Source organism: Rhizobium sp. WSM1328 (genome assembly GCF_057653715.1).
On sequence record NZ_CM172788.1, the window covers coordinates 1,466,974 to 1,484,555 of the forward strand.

Sequence of the window (17,582 nt, forward strand, 5' to 3'; positions counted from 1 at the left end):
TAAGGCCCATGAAGAAGCATCTCACCCCGACCGAAGCAGCCGCGCTGATCCCGGATGGCGCTGTTGTAACGGTATCGTCCTCGAGCGGTCTCGGTTGCCCGGACCTCATGCTGAAGGCGATTGGCGAACGTTTCGACGCGACCGGCCATCCCCGTGATATCACGACCCTTCATCCCATCGCCGCCGGCGACATGAGCGGCATCAAGGGCGTCGACCATATCGCCAAGAAGGGCCTGCTCGCGCGCATCATCGGTGGCTCCTATCCGTCCGGCCCGTCGTCATCCGAGCCGCCGCTGATCTGGCAAATGATCACCAACAACGAAATCCCCGCTTACAACATTCCATCGGGTATCCTCTTCGACATCCATCGCGAGGCCGCCGCGAAGCGGCCGGGCGTCCTGACCAAGATCGGCATCGATACATTCGTCGATCCCGAGCGGCAGGGTTGCGCGATGAACGGCCTGGCGTCGGAAAATCCGGTGGTCAAGCGCGTGCGCTTCGAGGGCGACGACTGGCTGTTCTTTCCCTCGATCGTCCCGGAGGTCGCCATCATCCGCGCTACCACCGCCGACGAGCGCGGCAACCTGACATACGAACATGAAGGCGCCTATCTCGGCGGCCTCGATCAGGCGCTGGCCGCACGCAACAACGGCGGCATCGTCATCGCCCAGGTCAAGCGGATCACCAAGGAAGGCTCGCTGAAGCCCCACGACGTTCGGGTTCCTGGAATGCTGGTCGACTATGTGGTCATCGATCCGGAGCAGAAGCAGACGACGCAGACGCAATATGATCCGGCGATTTCCGGGGAGATCTTCCGTCCGCTTGATAGCTTCAGCGTTCCGGAGTTCAATGTTCAGAAAGTCATCGCGCGCCGTGTTGCGCAGGAACTTCAGGCTGGAAGCTGCGTCAATCTCGGTTTCGGCATATCGGCCAACGTGCCGCGAATTCTGCTGGAGGAAGGGCTCCATGGCGCGGTCACCTGGGTCATCGAGCAAGGCGCGGTCGGTGGCGTGCCGCTGCTCGACTTCGCCTTTGGCTGCGCCTCCAATGCCGACGCCTACATGCCGTCCCCCTATCAGTTCACCTACTTCCAGGGTGCAGGCTTCGATGCATCGCTGCTGTCCTTTCTCGAGATCGGCAAAGACGGTTCGGTCAACGTCTCCAAGCTCTCCTTCCGGCCGCATGTGACGGCGGGCGCCGGAGGCTTCGTCGACATCACGGCGCGGGCGAAGAAGATCGTCTTCTCCGGCATGTTCAATGCCGGAGCGAAGCTTTCGATTGCCGATGGAGCTCTTCTCATCGACAAGGAAGGCAAGTTGAAGAAACTCGTGAAGGAGGTCGAACACGTCACTTTCAGCGGCATGCGCGCGATCGAGCAGGGGCAGGAGATCACCTATGTCACCGAGCGGTGCGTGATGAAACTGACGCCCGATGGCGTCGTCCTCACCGAGATTGCGCCCGGCGTCGATCTCCAAGCCCACATCCTCGATCAGTCGGAGTTTCCGCTGATGGTGGCGCCCGACCTGAAGGTCATGGACGCGGCGCTCTTCGCGGAGGCAAACATCGGCCTGTCGCTTCCAGAAAAGAAGGCACGGACGCTGGAGGGCAGCTTCAATGGCTAGCGGAACAGTCAGAATTGACGTCGATGGACATGTTGCGACGCTGACGATTTCTCGTCCGGAGAAGCTGAACGCGCTCGACCTCGATATGCTCAAGGCGTTGGCGGATGCGGCCGACGAGGTGGAGGCCAACGCCAATGTGCGCGCTGCCATTCTCACGGGCGAAGGAAAGGGCTTTTCCGCCGGAGGCGATATCAAGGCCTGGGGCGGAATGTTGCCTCAGGAGTTCGGTCATCTCTGGGTTCGCCACGGCCACCGTATCTTCGAAAGACTGGCGACGCTCAGGGTGCCGCTGATCGCGGCTCTGAACGGCCATGCCCTCGGGGGAGGACTTGAACTTGCAGGCGTCGCGGACATTCGCCTCGCCGAGGAACAGATCAAGATCGGCCTGCCGGAGACCGGCCTTGGAATGGTGCCGGGCTGGTCCGGGACCCAGCGTCTTGTGCGCCGGTTCAGTGCGCAGGCCGTCCGGCGTATGGCTTTGGGCGGCGAGATATTCACCGCCGAGGAGGCACGCCTGCTCGGGATCGTAGACGCGGTCGTTCCCACAGGAAACGCGCTCGCCGCCGCCCGGGAATATGCGCAGCGGATCGCCGCAAGGGGGCCGGCTGCGACCGAGATCGCGAAGTTGATGATCGCATCGGCGAACGGCGAAGACAATGGAACCGCGGTCGAAGCCCTGGGCTCGATCCTCGCTGCGAAGACCGGCGATCTGAAGGAGGGCGTCGCATCATTCAGCGAGAAGCGCCCGGCAACGTTCAAGGGAGAATGGTAATGACGGTTCTCGTCAACCCCACCGCGCTCAACGACCACAAAGCGCGTGATTTCAAGATGCTCATCGACGGCAGATGGGAGGCTGGTGCCTCCGATCCGATCGAGCGTGTCGCGCCGAGCCATGGTGTCGTGGTCAGCCGGTTTCCGACCGGCAGCAGGAAGGACGCCGAGCGTGCGATTTCCGCGGCACGCAAGGCTTTCGATCTTGGGCCGTGGCCCCGAATGACCGCTTCCGAACGTTCCGCCATCCTGCTCAAGGCGGCCGATCTGATCGCAGCGCGCGCAGAGGAGCTGGCATTTCTCGATGCTATCGAGGCAGGAAAGCCGATCACGCAGGTGCGGGGAGAAATTGCAGGCTCCGTTGACATATGGCGTTACGCGGCGGCACTTGCCCGCGACCTTCACGGTGAAAGCTACAACACGCTCGGCGACGGCACGCTCGGCGTCGTCTTGCGCGAAGCGATCGGCGTGGTGTCGATCATCACGCCTTGGAACTTTCCGTTCCTGATCGTCGGCCAGAAGCTGCCATTCGCCTTGGCCGCTGGCTGCACGACCGTCGTCAAGCCCTCGGAACTGACCTCGGGATCGACGCTGGTGCTGGGAGAGATCCTGCAGCAGGCCGGCATTCCGGATGGTGTCGTCAACATTGTCACCGGCACGGGACCAGAGGTCGGTGCGATCATGACCTCCCATCCCGACGTCGACATGGTGTCCTTCACCGGCTCGACCGGCGTGGGAAAGCTGACCATGTCGAATGCCGCACAGACGCTGAAGAAGGTCTCGCTGGAATTGGGTGGGAAGAACCCGCAGATCGTGTTTCCGGATGCCGATCTCGGTGCCTTCATCGATGCCGCGGTCTTCGGCGCATACTTCAATGCCGGCGAGTGCTGCAATGCCGGTTCGCGGCTGATCCTTCACAAATCAATCGCTTCCGATGTCGTCAAGCGGATTGCCGAATTGTCGAAGGCAGTGAAGGTCGGTGACCCGCTCGATCCCTCGACGCAGGTCGGCGCCATCATCACGCCACAGCATCTGGAGAAAATATCAGGATACGTTGCCGGCGCGAGGAGCAGCGGTGCCCGGGTCGCGCATGGCGGCGAGACGCTCGACCTCGGCATGGGGCAGTTCATGTCGCCGACGATCCTCGAAGAGGTCACCCCTGATATGGCCGTGGCGCGCGAGGAAGTCTTTGGCCCGGTGCTTTCGGTCCTGACATTCGAGACATCAGCAGAAGCCATCAGGATTGCGAATTCCATCGACTACGGCCTGTCGGCCGGTGTCTGGAGCCGCGATTTCGACACGTGCCTGACGATCGGCCGATCGGTGCGGGCGGGCACGGTCTGGATGAACACCTTCATGGACGGCGCCTCGGAACTTCCCTTTGGCGGTTACAAGCAAAGCGGCCTCGGCCGTGAGCTCGGCCGCCATGCGGTTGAAGATTACACGGAGACCAAGACGCTCAACATGCATATCGGCAAACGCACCAGCTGGTGGATGCCGCAGACAGAAAAGCTGGCTTAGCGCATCGGCCCGAATATCGGAATCGATTTTCGGAAAGCACGATGCGTCGATTCAAAGTGTTGCAGCGTCCTTTGCGCGTCTGAAAAGACGCGCGGCGCTGCAATGGCGGCCGAACTACGCTCGAGGAGGGCGGGTGATTGGTGCGGGAATGGGTCCCGCATCTTCCAAACTGGAACTGGGAGGTTCTTCGATGAACAAGTTTTTGACCACGACCGCAATGATCGCGTTGGCTCTGGCCGGCGCTGGCGTGTCCGCCCACGCCGCCGACGTGAAGGAAGTGCAGATGCTGCACTGGTGGACGTCTGGTGGCGAGGCGGCGGCGCTGAACGTCTTGAAGCAGGATCTTTCGAAGGAAGGTTTTGCCTGGAAGGACGTGCCTGTTGCTGGCGGTGGCGGCGATGCGGCGATGACGGCGCTGAAGGCGATGGTTGCGGCCGGCACCTATCCGACGGCCTCGCAGATGCTGGGCTATACCGTGCTCGATTATGCTCAGGCCGGCGTCATGGGCGATCTGACGGAGACGGCCAAGAAGGAAGGCTGGGACAAGTCGGTTCCGGCAGCGCTGCAGAAGTTCTCGGTCTATGACGGCAAGTGGGTCGCAGCCCCCGTCAACGTCCACTCGGTCAACTGGCTGTGGATCAACAAGGCTGTGATGGACAAGATCGGCGGCACCCAGCCGAAGACCTTCGACGAGCTGATCGCCCTGCTCGACAAGGCGAAGGCCGCAGGCGTCATCCCGCTGGCTCTCGGCGGCCAGAACTGGCAGGAGGCGACGATGTTCGATTCCATCGTGCTGTCGACCGGCGGGCCGGAGTTCTACAAGAAGGCCTTCAACGACCTCGACGAGGAATCGCTGAAGTCCGACACGATGAAGAAGTCGTTCGACAATCTGGCGACGATCATCAAATATGTCGACCCGAACTTCTCGGGCCGCGACTGGAACCTGGCAACCGCCATGGTCATCAAGGGTGACGCGCTAGTGCAGGTGATGGGCGACTGGGCCAAGGGCGAATTCGTCGCCGCCAAGAAGACGCCGGATACCGACTTCCTGTGCTACCGCTTCCCCGGCACCGACGGCAGCGTCGTCTACAACTCCGACATGTTCGGCATGTTCAACGTTCCCGACGACCGCAAGGCGGCCCAGGTGGCGCTGGCGACCGCAACGCTGTCGAAGAGCTTCCAGTCGGCCTTCAACGTCGTCAAGGGTTCGGTGCCGGCTCGTACCGACGTTCCCGATACCGACTTCGATGCTTGCGGCAAGAAGGGCATCGCCGACCTGAAGGCAGCCAACGAAGGCGGCACGCTGTTCGGCTCGCTGGCACAGGGCTACGGCGCTCCTCCGGCGATCGCCAATGCCTACAAGGATGTCGTCTCGAAGTTCGTCCACGGCCAGATCAAGACCTCCGACGAAGCCGTCAAGCAGCTCGTCCAGGCGATCGACGACGCCCGCTGAGATCACTGTCGACTAAAAAAGCTTCCCCGCGTGCTCCGCGGGGAAGCTTCAGGCTTCGCGCCGATCATGCGCGGACAATCATGCCCGGACAATGATGCAGAGCCGATCATGCCCGATATCATGCGGGGCCGATTGCAGGCAGGAGATGACATTCCATGAGCACCGTTGCGACCACCGATCCGGTTTTGACGCCGAGGCAATCGACGGGGATCTCGTTGAGGGGCCGGCTGCAGGATGCGCTGCCGAAGATCGTGCTGGCGCCGAGCTTCGTCATCACCATCATCTTCGTCTACGGCTTCATCGTCTGGACGGCCTATCTGTCGTTCACCAATTCCAAGACATTCCCCTCCTATGCGCTGACCGGAGCACGCGCCTATCAACGGCTGTGGCGCTGGACCTTCGAGAGCGATCCGCCGTCTTCCTGGTACACCTCGATCACCAACATGGCGATCTTCGGTTTCCTCTATATCGGCATCTGCCTGGCGCTCGGTCTCTTCCTCGCCATCCTGCTCGACCAGAAGATCCGCGGCGAGAGCGTGTTGCGGCCGATCTTCCTCTATCCGATGGCGCTCTCCTTCATTGTGACCGGCGTTGCCTGGAAATGGTTCCTCGATCCCGGCCTCGGGCTGGAACAGACGCTGCACCACTTCGGCTGGACGAGCTTCCACTTCGACTGGATCAAGAACAAGGACTTCGTCATCTACACCGTCGTCATCGCCGGCGTCTGGCAGGCGTCGGGCTTCGTCATGGCAATGTTCCTGGCGGGACTGCGCGGCATCGACGGCGAGATCATGAAGGCCGCCCAGATCGATGGCGCCTCGCCCTTCCAGCTCTATCGGCGCATCGTCATTCCGCTGCTGCGGCCGATCTTTCTCTCCGCCTTCATCGTGCTCGCCCATATGGCGATCAAGTCCTATGACCTGGTGGTGGCGCTGACCTCCGGCGGTCCCGGCGGCTCGGCATGGCTGCCGTCCAACTTCATGTATGAATACACCTTCAAGCGCAACGAGATGGCCGTCGGCTCGGCCAGCGCCATCATCATGCTGATGACGATCTCGGCGATCATCGTTCCCTATCTCTATTCCGAACTGAAGGAGAAGGCGCGATGAGCACGATCATCTCACCGACAGCCGACAGGGCGCAAAACAGCAACAATACCCGCTGGATCGGTCGTGTCGTCATCTACGGCCTGCTGCTGATCTTTGCCGTCCTCTATCTGATGCCGCTCTTCGTCATGCTGACGACCTCGTTCAAGACCATGGACGAAATCCAGAACGGCAACATGCTGGCGCTGCCGCAATCGCCGACCTTCGACCCCTGGATCAAGGCCTGGGGCGAGACCTGCGTCGGGCTCACCTGCGCCGGCATCAAGGGCTACTTCTGGAACTCGATCAAGATGGTGGTGCCGGCTGTGGCGATCTCCACCATCATGGGCGCGCTCAACGGCTATGTCCTGACCAAATGGCGTTTCCCGGGCCATACGCTGGTGTTCGGGCTGATGCTGTTTGCCTGCTTCATCCCGTTCCAGTCGGTGCTGTTGCCGATGGCAACGATCCTCGGCAGCCTCGGCCGCTTCGGCATGACGTTGCAGAATGCCACGGGCTGGAACTTCGGCTTCGGCAATCCGACCGTCAATCTGGTCTTCGTCCATGTCGTCTATGGCCTCGGCTTCACGACGCTGTTCTTCCGCAATTTCTACGAGGCCTTTCCGACCGAACTAGTCAGAGCCGCCCAGGTCGATGGCGCCAGCTTCTTCCAGATCTTCCGCCGCATCATGCTGCCGAACTCGCTGCCGATCATCGTCGTCACGGTGATCTACCAGTTCACCAATATCTGGAACGACTTCCTGTTTGCCTCGGCTTACGCCGGCACCGGTGACACCATGCCGATGACGGTGGCGCTGAACAATGTCGTCAACACCTCGACCGGCGTCGTCGAATACAATGTCAACATGGCGGCTGCGATGATCGCAGCCGTGCCGACGCTCATCGTCTATATCCTCGCCGGCCGCTACTTCGTGCGCGGTCTGATGGCGGGCGCTGTCAAAGGGTAATCCATGGCCTTCCTCGAAATCTCCGGTCTCAAAAAGCGCTTCGGCGCCGTCGACATTCTCAAGGGGATCGACCTCGAACTCGAAAAGGGCGGCTTTCTCGTGCTGGTCGGCCCGTCCGGCTGCGGCAAGTCCACCCTGCTCAACACCATTGCCGGGCTGGAGACGATCACCTCCGGCGATATCAAGATCGACGGGCGCGACATCAGCGGTCTGCATCCCTCCAAGCGCGACATCGCCATGGTGTTCCAGTCCTATGCGCTCTATCCGAACATGACGGTGGCGGGCAACATCGCCTTCGGCATGGAGATCCGCGGCGTGCCGAAGGAGGAGCGTGTCAAGGCGATCGCCCAAGTCTCCGACATGCTGCAGATCGGCCATCTGCTCGACCGCAAGCCGAGCCAGCTCTCCGGCGGCCAGCGCCAGCGTGTCGCCATAGGGAGGGCGCTGGTGCGCAATCCGCAGGTCTTCCTGTTCGACGAACCGCTCTCCAATCTCGATGCCAAGCTGCGCGTCGACATGCGCACCGAGATCAAGCGGCTGCATCAGCGCATGGGCACCACCTTCGTCTATGTCACCCATGACCAGATCGAGGCGATGACGCTGGCGACCAAGATCGCCGTGCTGAAGGACGGCGTGCTGCAGCAGTTCGGCACGCCGGCCGAGATCTATAACAGCCCCTCCAACATCTTCGTCGCCGACTTCATGGGATCGCCGGCGATGAACCTGCTCAACGCCACCGTCGAAAACGGCGCCGGCGGGCTGGAAGTCTCGCTGGAGCGGCCGAATGCCGCCCCGCTCCGACTGCCCGTCATCTCAGGCAATGACGGCCTGACCGCCTATACCGGCAGACAGGTGATCTTCGGCATCCGGCCTGAAGCCTTGACCGATCCCGATGGCGCCGACCGCAAGGCGCGCTCGCTGACCGAGGGCGACTGCCTGATCGAGGTGGTGGAACCGGCCGGCTCCGACACCTTCGCCGTCACCAAGCTCGGCGGCAAATCCGTCGTCGCCCGCCTGCGCGCCGATACCGGCATCGCTCCAGGACAAAACACCCGCCTCGCATTCAATCTCGATAAGGCCGTCTTCTTCGATCCCGAGAGCCAGCTCAGGATCGGGTGAGGGCCAGGTGCTAACATGAGCGCTTCACCTGACATCGTCATCATCGGTTCAGGCGTCGGCGGCGCCACGGTTGCGGCCGGCCTGGCCGTGACCGGCGCGCAGATATTGATCCTCGAGGCCGGCGATCAGATCGCCGACCTTCCGGTCAACCGCGACCAACGCGCGATCTTCCAGCGGGGACATTTTCGACCGAAGGAAACCTGGTACGAGGCGAACGGCAGGGGGTTCAATCCCGGCAATTACTACAATGTCGGCGGGAATTCGAAATTCTACGGCGCCGTGCTGTCTCGCTATCGCAGGCAGGATTTCGACGTCATCGAGCACCGCGAGGGTGTTTCGCCGGCCTGGCCGTTTCCGTACGAAGTCCTGGAGCCGTGGTACTGCCAGGCGGAACGCATGTATCAGGTCCGCGGCAGTCTGGGCGAAGATCCTACCGAACCGCACCATTCGGCTGCCTACGAGTACCTACCCGTCCCGGACGAGGCGCCGATTGCCGATATCAGGGCGCGCCTCAAGCAGAAAGGCCTGCATCCGTTTTCCCTACCGCTCGGCTTGGATCTTGACGCCTGGCTCTCCAAGGCGCGCACCCCATGGGATGCGCATCCGAACGCCCGCGACGGCAAGATGGATGCCGAGACCGCAGCCCTCGCAGTGGCGCTGAGGCACGCGAACGTGCGGCTCGAAACCAATGCGCGCGTGACGAGGCTCGACACGGGCGCGGGGAGCCGGATCGACCGGGTGACCTACATCAAGAACGGGCAGACTGTGACTGTTTCGCCTGAGATCGTGATCCTCTCCGCCGGGGCGGTCCAATCATCAGTGCTTTTGCTGCGGTCGAAAAACCACCGCTTCCCAAGGGGGCTGGCGAACTCTTCCGACCAGGTGGGCCGCAACTTCATGAACCACAATGCCTCCGCCGTCATCGGGGTCTCGCCGCGGTTCAGGAACACCTCCATCTACCAGAAGACCTTTGCCTTCAACGACTTCTATCTCTCGGACGGGGAGGGAGGGCCGCCCCTTGGCAACGTGCAGCTCCTGGGGCGCATCTCTGAAAAGGTTCTCAAGGGCTCTCTGCCGCAGGCTCCGGAATGGCTTCTGCGCTTCATCACAACCCATGCCATCGACTTCTATGCGATGAGCGAGGACGTTCCAAACCCCGAAAGCCGCGTCATGGTAGATGGAGATCGGATTATTCTCCAATGGCAGCGAACCAACTGGGACGCTCATCTCGCACTTGTCGCCAAGCTGAAGGCTATACTGAAGTCAATCGGGTTTCCGATCGTGCTCTCTAGGCCGTTCGATAAGCGCACGCCGTCGCATCAGTGCGGAACGATCCGCATTGGAAACGATCCCGCGACTGCACCGCTGAACGCGTACTGCCGTTCGTATGATCACGAAAATCTCTTCGTCGTCGACGCCAGTTTCCTCCCCACATCGGCCGCGGTGAATCCTGCGCTCACTATCGCCGCCCAGGCGCTGAGAGTGGCAGATCACATCGCATCGAAGGACTTGCAGGCATCAGACACGCGCTGGCAGACCGAACGGACAAAATAGGACAGTAAGATGGGTTTCGACTATATCATCACCGGCGCCGGCCCTGCAGGATGCGTGCTTGCAAATCGGCTGAGCGAAGATCCCGATGTCAGCGTACTCCTGCTCGAGGCGGGTGGAGGCGACTGGAATCCTGTTTTTCACATGCCCGCGGGCTTCGCCAAGATGACCAAAGGCGTCGCCAGCTGGGGATGGGAAACCGTTCCCCAGAAACACATGAAAGGCCGCGTGCTTCGCTATACGCAGGCGAAAGTCATCGGTGGCGGCTCGTCCATCAACGCACAGCTCTATACGCGCGGAAATGCGGCGGATTACGACCTCTGGGCTCGCGAAGACGGTTGCGAGGGCTGGGACTATCGTTCGATTCTTCCCTATTTCAAACGTGCGGAGGACAACCAGCGTTTCGCCGATGACTACCACTCCTATGGTGGTCCGCTCGGCGTCTCGATGCCTGCTGCGCCGCTGCCGATCTGTGACGCCTATATTCGTGCAGGGCAGGAGCTCGGCATTCCCTATAATCACGACTTCAACGGACGCCAGCAGGCGGGCGTGGGATTTTATCAGCTGACGCAGCGCAACCGCCGCCGGTCGTCGGCTTCGCTCGCTTATCTCTCGCCGATCAAGGACCGCAAGAACCTGACGGTCCGGACGGGCGCGCGCGTCGCGCGTATTGTCCTGGAGGGAGGCCGTGCGACGGGCGTCGAGATCGTGACCTCGCGCGGCTTGGAGGTCGTGCGCGCCGAACGCGAAGTATTGATTTCCTCCGGCGCCATTGGATCGCCGAAGCTGCTTTTGCAGTCCGGCATAGGACCGGCCGATCATCTGCGGTCGGCGGGCGTCAAGGTGCTCCACGATCTGCCGGGTGTTGGCGGCAACCTCCAGGATCACCTGGATCTTTTCGTCATCGCTGAATGCACCGGCGATCACACCTATGATGGCGTCGCAAAACTCCACCGGACACTTTGGGCCGGGATTCAATACGTCCTGTTCCGGACCGGTCCTGTCGCCTCGTCGCTCTTCGAGACCGGCGGCTTCTGGTATGCCGATCCCGAGGCCCGTTCTCCTGATATCCAGTTCCACCTCGGCCTGGGTTCGGGCATCGAAGCGGGTGTCGAGCGGCTCAAGAATGCCGGCGTGACCCTTAACTCCGCCTATCTGCATCCGCGGTCGCGGGGGACGGTCCGCCTGTCATCCTCCGACCCGTCTGTCGCTCCATTGATCGACCCCAACTACTGGTCCGATCCCCACGACAGGACGATGTCCCTGGAAGGGCTCAAGATCGCCCGCGAGATCATGCAGCAGGCGGCGCTGAAGCCCTATGTCATGGCCGAAAGACTTCCTGGACCGAAGGTGATGACCGACGAGCAGCTTTTCGACTACGGCTGCGCCAACGCAAAGACCGACCATCATCCGGTCGGCACCTGCAAGATGGGAGCGGGACCCGACGCGGTTGTCGGGCTTGATCTCAAGGTCCATGGCCTGGAAGGCCTCAGGGTCTGCGATTCATCCGTCATGCCGCGCGTCCCGTCATGCAATACCAACGCTCCGACGATCATGGTCGGCGAAAAAGGATCGGACCTCATCCGGGGCTTGCCGGCACTTGCCCCCACCATCTTTGCCTACGAACGCAACGATGCGAGGCCTCGGGCCCGCACCGAAATCCGGTAGGCCATGTCGAGAGGAGAGACGACAATGTCTGAAGTCAGAGTTGCAGTGCTTGGCGCCTCGGGTTGGATGGGAAAGGTCCACACGATGGCTTATCAGACCTTTCCGCATTTCTTCGGAGTGTCGGACGGCACGGCACGGATCGTCGCTCTCGTCGAAGGTCCCTCCAAGGCAGCCGGGGATCTTTCCCACAGGGCGCCGGGTGCAAGAATTCTTCAGGATTGGAATCTGGCGGTCGCTGATCCTGAGGTCGATCTGATCGATATCTGCCTGCCCGACCACCTTCATTACCAGGTGGCCAAGGCGGCCTTGCTGGCCGGCAAACATGTCTATTGCGAAAAGCCATTGGCAAACACCGCCGCCGAAGCGCGGGAACTGGCCGACATCGCCAGGGAAAAGGGTGTCATTACCCGCGTCGGACACGCCTTTCCCCGGAATCCCGTCCATGATCTGGCGAAAGATATCATTCAATCCGGCGAAATCGGCGAGATCAAGCTCTTCCGGGGCTGCCAGCACGTCGACATGTATGGCGATCCAAACGCGCCCTTCATGTGGCGGGCCGACGGAAAGCTCGCGCCGACCGGGATCGTCGGTGATACCGGCTCGCACATCTTCAGCTTCATGGATTTCCTGGTCGGGCGAGTCAGTTCCCTGATTGCCGACAATCTCATCGTGACGCCGCGTCGGCCTGTCGTCGAGGGCCTTGCCTATGGCGAACAGATGAAACTGTCAGGCAACGAGTCCTGGGCTGATATCACCAACCCCGATGCGACGAACCTGTTGTGCCGGTTCGAGAACGGTGCCGGCGGGATCGTCGATTTCAGCCGTGTCGCGACCGGCCGCAAGTTCATGCAGACCTACGAAATCTATGGAACGAAAGGCAGCATCGCCTATAGCTATGACGAGATAAACCGGCTGCGCTTCTATTCCAACGACGACCGGACGGGGCGGCGCGGCTTTCGGGAGATCGACGTGGGTCCTGAAAATCCCACCTTCAGGGCTTTCCTTCCTCTGCCGAATTTCGGTCTGGGCTACAATGAAAGCAAGATCATCGAGGTGGCCGAGGTGATCCGCTCGATTGTTGCAAACAGGCCGATGTGGCCGACATTCGATACCGGCCACCACATCTGCCAGATCGTCGACGCATGCATGGAGTCCTCCCGGCAAAAACGCTGGGTCGACATCCCGCTGGGTTGAACGCCGATGACCATAGACGTTCCGCAGGAAATTCTTGACGCACTGACCGATGTCGACATGCCGCGGCTCCCAACCGAGCCCGCCCCTTTCGACGTGGTCCGGCTCGCCGGCCTCGAGGTGCCGGTCTATCGGGCTGGTTGCGTCGTCGTCGGATCCGGCGCGGCAGGTCTGCGTGCGGCGGTGGAAATGAAGCGGCGCGGCGATGACGTCGTCATTATCAGCCAAAGCGCGTGGGGTGGAACCTCGGCCTGTTCTGGATCCGACAAACAGACCCTTCACACTGCAAACACTGCCGATCAGGGCGACAATTACAAGGCGATGGCCCGAGCCATCCGCAGCGGCGGCGCAATGGACGAGGACACCGCGTATGTCGAGGCTGTGGGATCGTCCCGGATGATGGCATCGCTCCAGTTCTTAGGTCTGCCGCTGCCTCAGGATCCGCTTGGCGGGACGCTCAGATATCAGACCGACCATGACGAGGTCGGCCGCGCCACCAGTTGTGGCCCGCGCACATCGCGCCTGATGGTCAAGGTGCTGGCTGAGGAGGCGATCCGGCTCGGAGTGCCGTTTTACAACCAGACCACCGCGGTAAAGATCCTCACCGAGGGCGATGGCGATGACCGCCATGTTGTCGGAATACTCGCCATGCGCGCCAGCGACCGCACGGAGGAGAACCCGCTGGGCATCGCGCTGTTCGTCAGTGGCGTGATTGTGCTCGCCGCCGGCGGGCCGGGTGAACTATATCGCGACAGCGTTTATCCCAACGGCTGCTTCGGCTCTCTCGGATTGGCGCTCGAGGCAGGCGTCGAGCTCGTCAACCTGACCGAAAGCCAGTTTGGTATCGGAACACGCAGGGAAGGGTTCCCATGGAATCTGTCGGGCACATACGTCCAGGCGATCCCGCATATCTACTCGCTCGATTCAGACGGCGCCGAACACCATTTCCTGGCAGAATACTATCGCAGCACGCAGGAGCTGGCTTCGAATGTCTTCCGCAAGGGCTATCAGTGGCCATTTCACGCGACGCGCATGCTCGATTTCGGCTCGAGCCTGGTAGACCTTGCCATCTCCCGGGAAACCGCCGCAGGGCGGCGCGTCTTTATGGACTTCAATCGCAATCCCCTATCCGTGCCGGGCGACCTGCCATTCAGTCTGGAGAGACTTGACGAAGACGTCCGCGACTATCTCGGCAAGGCCGGCGCCGACCAGGACATGCCGATCGATCGATTGAAGCATATGAACCCGCTCGCGATCGAGCTCTACCGCCGCTACAAGGTCGATATTGCCGAGGAGCCGCTGGAATTTGCCGTCAACAACCAGCACATGAACGGCGGCATCATGGTCGACACCTGGGGCCGCAGCAGTCTCGGCGGCTGTTACGCTGTCGGAGAAGCATCGGGCACACACGGCGTGACGCGGCCGGGTGGAGCGGCGCTCAATGCCGGGCAAGTCTTCGGTACGCGCGCGGCAGAGCACATCAGCGCGAGTGGCAGCGCAAAGCGGTCGGCAGCAGAGGACATAGCCGATATCGCAGAGGCGGGCATCGCCGACCTCCTTGCCGTCCTTCGGACCGAGAGCCCGCTCACCGTCAAATCGATCCGTTCGCAAGTGCAGGCGCGAATGAGCGAAAAGGCTGGCATCATCTGTGATCAAGAAAGCGTAGGCCGGGCCTTGATCGAAGCGCGCAAACTGAACGCTGAAATCCATGCGAACGGCATTGCCTACGGTCGCGCAGCGGAGGCCGTTCGAGGTGTGCAATGGCGGCATATGGCGCTCGTGTCGGAAGCCGTGCTCAGCGCGCTTGATTTCTTCATTCGCAATGGAGGCGGCAGCCGTGGCGCGCGGGCGATATGCGATGCCGAAGGCGAATCCCTTCCGCTGGCGCGTTCAGGGCCGTTGCAGGATTATCGTTTTCGGAAGGAACGCGAGGCGCATCGCAAGGAACAGATCGTCGTTCGGCTTGATGGCGATGAGATCAGGCTTTCAACCCGTCCGAACCGCATGCTGGATGAAAGCGCCAAGTCCTTCTTCGAGCGAGACTGGCCAGCCTGGTTGACAGGCCGCATCTACGATCTGGGCGCGGACAAATGAGGCGATGCCGGTAGGCGTCACTTCGAGACGGAGCCGTGCGGCTGATCAATCGGGATTCGAAACCGGGGGCGGAACTCGGACGCGCTCGGTGTCGTCAGAGCCTTCGGCGATAGCTTCCTCGCTTCTGCGCACCCGCCTTGGCGGATCCTTGCCTTCGACCGGCTTCGGCGACAACTGGTCGTCGGCCTGGATCTCGTCGGTGTTCAGGTAGTTCTTGCTTTCGTCCATAGCGGTTGCGTCCGGCTGGAAAATTGCGGGGCAAATGCCGTCCCGCGCTTTTGGGCTAACTCTCGGCGACGTGACAGGTTCCCTCGCTCGCGAGCGGCCTGCGGCTTATATATCGGCTCCAGCTTCGGAAACGTCGAGCTCGATCATGACGGGCGCGTGGTCGCTCGTATGCTCCCAGCCGCGCGGTTTTTTCCGGACGGTTGCCCATCGAAGCAACGGGGCGACTGCCGGACTGAGCAGGAAGTGGTCGATCCGAAGCCCTGCGTCACGTTCGAAGCTGTTCCGCCAGTATCTCCAGAAGGTGTAGATCCGCTCCTCCGGATGCAAATGCCTGACCGCATCGGTCCAGCCCTGAGCGACGAGATGAGCATAGGCCTTGCGCACTTCCGGCCTGAAGAGGGCGTCGTCCAGCCAGCGTTCAGGCTTGTAGACGTCGATCTCCGTCGGCATGACGTTGAAGTCGCCGGCCAGGATCGAAGGCACCCCGAGCTCCAGGAGTTCGGCGGCGTAGTCCTGCAGGCGACGGAACCAGCGAAGCTTGTACTCGAACTTCGCTCCCGGGAACGGATTGCCGTTGGGAAGATACAGGCATCCGACCAGAATGCCGTCGACGGCAGCTTCGATATAGCGGCTATGGGTATCATCGGGATCGCCGGGAAGACCGCGACGCGTCAGGATCGGTGTCTTGCCTTTCGCCAGGATGGCCACCCCGTTCCAGGATCTCTGCCCGTGCCAGATGGCGCCGTAGCCGGCCCGTTCGATCTCCTTTCGCGGAAACCCGGCATCGTCTGTCTTCAGTTCCTGGAGGCAGACTACATCAGGGACATCCTCCTTGAGCCAGCGCAGCAGGATGTCCAGTCGCCCATTGATCCCGTTGACATTGTAGGTTGCGATTTTCACGATGCCCTCGGAAGTCGAAGCACGGACGGGCTCTAGAAGCGCTCCTGAGTTTCGTCCTCAGGAAATCTGAGCCCGCAATCGCCCCAATGGAGGCGGCTCTCCACACCGTAATGGTCCGCCGGTCGGAATCCTCTCGGGGTGATCGAGCCGGCTGTCACTTGGCTCCTCAACGCGTCGCGCCGAAGACGAAGGCGATGCCGGCGACGATCGCTGCGGCTGTCAGCGGCTGCCGGCGTATGCGATCCTCGAGGTCATGGACGAATGTGCGAGCTTCCGCCTTTGCCAGGCGGGCTGTTCCAGAAGCCAGCTCCGAAGCAGATTCCGCCATCCGACCGGCTTCTTTCTGAAGCGCGCGCATTTCTTCGCGATCGACGTCAAATCTCTCTGAGGGGTGTGCGGTTTCGCCGCTTGCGCGCAGGGCTTGATCGACGAGCGGAAACTCCTCGTCCAGCCTGGTGGGATCTGGCTCACGCTTCACACGCTCGGCCGCCTCGACGTCGCTGCGGCCGGCAGGAATGGAGGTGTGGGTGGCTGACACCGGGTCGGACGCCGGAAAGGTATCCTCGATTGCTTTGTCGAGTTCGCCTTTTTGGGCCCGGTTTCGCTGCTCTGCCTGCTCTTTTCGCATCGACTGGACTGCAGGGGAGTCGTTCGGATTTGCCATTGGGGTTTCCTCTGTTGCACTTCGACAATCAAAGCGACGACAGGGAAAGAAGTTCCATAGAAATGCTTCCGAGCATTGCAATCGGGTCACGCCGGACCAAAGTCTTGCCGGCCCTACTACCTAGGTCGGTTGCATTCTTTACGAGGAACAGCGAGAAATCTCATACGTCATATATTGTATGGGAAACGGCCGGGAACGGACGAACGAGGCTATGGCATGAGTATCCGGAAACGCGATTTTCTGAGATTGGGCGGCAGCGCCGCGGTCGCCCTCGTCGCTGCCGCATCACCAGCCAGTTTGAATTTTGGCGGTTCCCTTCCTGTTCTGGCAGTGGACTTTGCGCAGGCAAAGGACGGCAACAACGGGAATGGTGGAGGGAATGGCAACGGCGGCGGCAATGGCAATGGCAATGGGGGAGGGAATGGCAACGGTGGCGGCAACGGCAACAGCGGTTCCGGGAACTCCTCCGGTGGGAATTCCTCCGGCGGCGGAGGGTCCTCCTCCTCCTCCTCCTCCTCCTCCTCTAGCACCGGGTCGTCAGCAGGATCGGGAGCGAGAGCGACAGCTGCGTCCGATGGCTCGATCGACGTCCGTCATTCGAATGGTATCACTGAAGTCCTGCAGCGCGGTCGCTACATTATGAAGGACTCGAAGGGCCGGACGATCATAAATCGACAGGCGACGGCCAACGATGCCCGCCGGCTGAGCCGCTTTCTTCGCTGAAGCGTGATCGTCGGGCGACAATAT

15 protein-coding genes are annotated in these 17,582 nt (G+C 61.5%); 12 read left to right on the plus strand and 3 right to left on the minus strand.

All coding sequences use genetic code 11. The features are described 5' to 3' along the window. Positions 1-8 precede the first annotated feature (8 nt). The 11 genes from AC2444_RS07475 to AC2444_RS07525 all read left to right on the plus strand — a co-directional run bounded on the left by AC2444_RS07475 (position 9) and on the right by AC2444_RS07525 (position 15,043). Entirely contained in the window at positions 9-1,622 is a 1,614-nt protein-coding gene (locus AC2444_RS07475; RefSeq protein ID WP_012757047.1) for an acyl CoA:acetate/3-ketoacid CoA transferase, read from the plus strand. Continuing rightward, positions 1,615-2,394: an enoyl-CoA hydratase/isomerase family protein gene (locus AC2444_RS07480; protein WP_012757048.1), complete on the plus strand. Its 780-nt coding sequence runs from the start codon at positions 1,615-1,617 to the stop codon at positions 2,392-2,394. The genes AC2444_RS07475 and AC2444_RS07480 overlap by 8 nt, the downstream gene beginning before the upstream one ends. Next, complete coding sequence (locus AC2444_RS07485; protein WP_012757049.1) at positions 2,394-3,914, plus strand: aldehyde dehydrogenase family protein; 1,521 nt, start codon at positions 2,394-2,396, stop codon at positions 3,912-3,914. The genes AC2444_RS07480 and AC2444_RS07485 overlap by 1 nt, the downstream gene beginning before the upstream one ends. A 190-nt stretch (positions 3,915-4,104) precedes the next feature. After that, the gene (locus AC2444_RS07490) at positions 4,105-5,367 is read left to right on the plus strand and encodes an ABC transporter substrate-binding protein (RefSeq protein WP_012757050.1); all 1,263 of its coding nucleotides are present in this window, start codon (positions 4,105-4,107) and stop codon (positions 5,365-5,367) included. A gap of 155 nt (positions 5,368-5,522) precedes the next feature. Further along, positions 5,523-6,476, plus strand: a complete 954-nt coding sequence (locus tag AC2444_RS07495) for a carbohydrate ABC transporter permease (protein WP_012757051.1) — start codon at positions 5,523-5,525, stop codon at positions 6,474-6,476. Then, positions 6,473-7,420, plus strand: coding sequence for a carbohydrate ABC transporter permease (locus AC2444_RS07500; RefSeq protein ID WP_431674277.1), 948 nt, complete (start codon positions 6,473-6,475; stop codon positions 7,418-7,420). Before AC2444_RS07495 ends, AC2444_RS07500 begins: the two co-directional genes overlap by 4 nt. A gap of 3 nt (positions 7,421-7,423) precedes the next feature. Continuing rightward, positions 7,424-8,539, plus strand: coding sequence for an ABC transporter ATP-binding protein (locus AC2444_RS07505; RefSeq protein ID WP_012757053.1), 1,116 nt, complete (start codon positions 7,424-7,426; stop codon positions 8,537-8,539). Positions 8,540-8,554: 15 nt separating this feature from the next. Continuing rightward, complete coding sequence (locus AC2444_RS07510) at positions 8,555-10,093, plus strand: GMC oxidoreductase (RefSeq protein ID WP_012757054.1); 1,539 nt, start codon at positions 8,555-8,557, stop codon at positions 10,091-10,093. A 9-nt stretch (positions 10,094-10,102) separates the two neighbouring features. Further along, complete coding sequence (locus AC2444_RS07515) at positions 10,103-11,758, plus strand: GMC family oxidoreductase (RefSeq protein WP_012757055.1); 1,656 nt, start codon at positions 10,103-10,105, stop codon at positions 11,756-11,758. Positions 11,759-11,782: 24 nt separating this feature from the next. Beyond that, complete coding sequence (locus tag AC2444_RS07520) at positions 11,783-12,952, plus strand: Gfo/Idh/MocA family protein (RefSeq protein ID WP_012757056.1); 1,170 nt, start codon at positions 11,783-11,785, stop codon at positions 12,950-12,952. A 6-nt stretch (positions 12,953-12,958) separates the two neighbouring features. Further along, on the plus strand, positions 12,959-15,043 hold the full coding sequence (locus AC2444_RS07525; RefSeq protein WP_012757057.1) for an FAD-dependent oxidoreductase: 2,085 nt from the start codon (positions 12,959-12,961) through the stop codon (positions 15,041-15,043). A gap of 45 nt (positions 15,044-15,088) precedes the next feature. On the opposite strand, the gene AC2444_RS07530 is transcribed toward AC2444_RS07525, so the two are convergent. The 3 genes from AC2444_RS07530 to AC2444_RS07540 form a co-directional block, all read right to left on the minus strand. Further along, on the minus strand, positions 15,089-15,271 hold the full coding sequence (locus AC2444_RS07530; RefSeq protein WP_012757058.1) for a hypothetical protein: 183 nt from the start codon (positions 15,269-15,271) through the stop codon (positions 15,089-15,091). A gap of 105 nt (positions 15,272-15,376) precedes the next feature. Next, positions 15,377-16,171, minus strand: coding sequence for an exodeoxyribonuclease III (gene xth, locus AC2444_RS07535; protein WP_012757059.1), 795 nt, complete (start codon positions 16,169-16,171; stop codon positions 15,377-15,379). Positions 16,172-16,337: 166 nt separating this feature from the next. Further along, entirely contained in the window at positions 16,338-16,835 is a 498-nt protein-coding gene (locus AC2444_RS07540) for a hypothetical protein (protein WP_012757060.1), read from the minus strand. Between the two features lie 216 nt (positions 16,836-17,051). Between AC2444_RS07540 and AC2444_RS07545 the strand changes: the two genes are divergently transcribed. Beyond that, entirely contained in the window at positions 17,052-17,558 is a 507-nt protein-coding gene (locus AC2444_RS07545) for a hypothetical protein (RefSeq protein WP_012757061.1), read from the plus strand. Positions 17,559-17,582 lie beyond the last annotated feature (24 nt).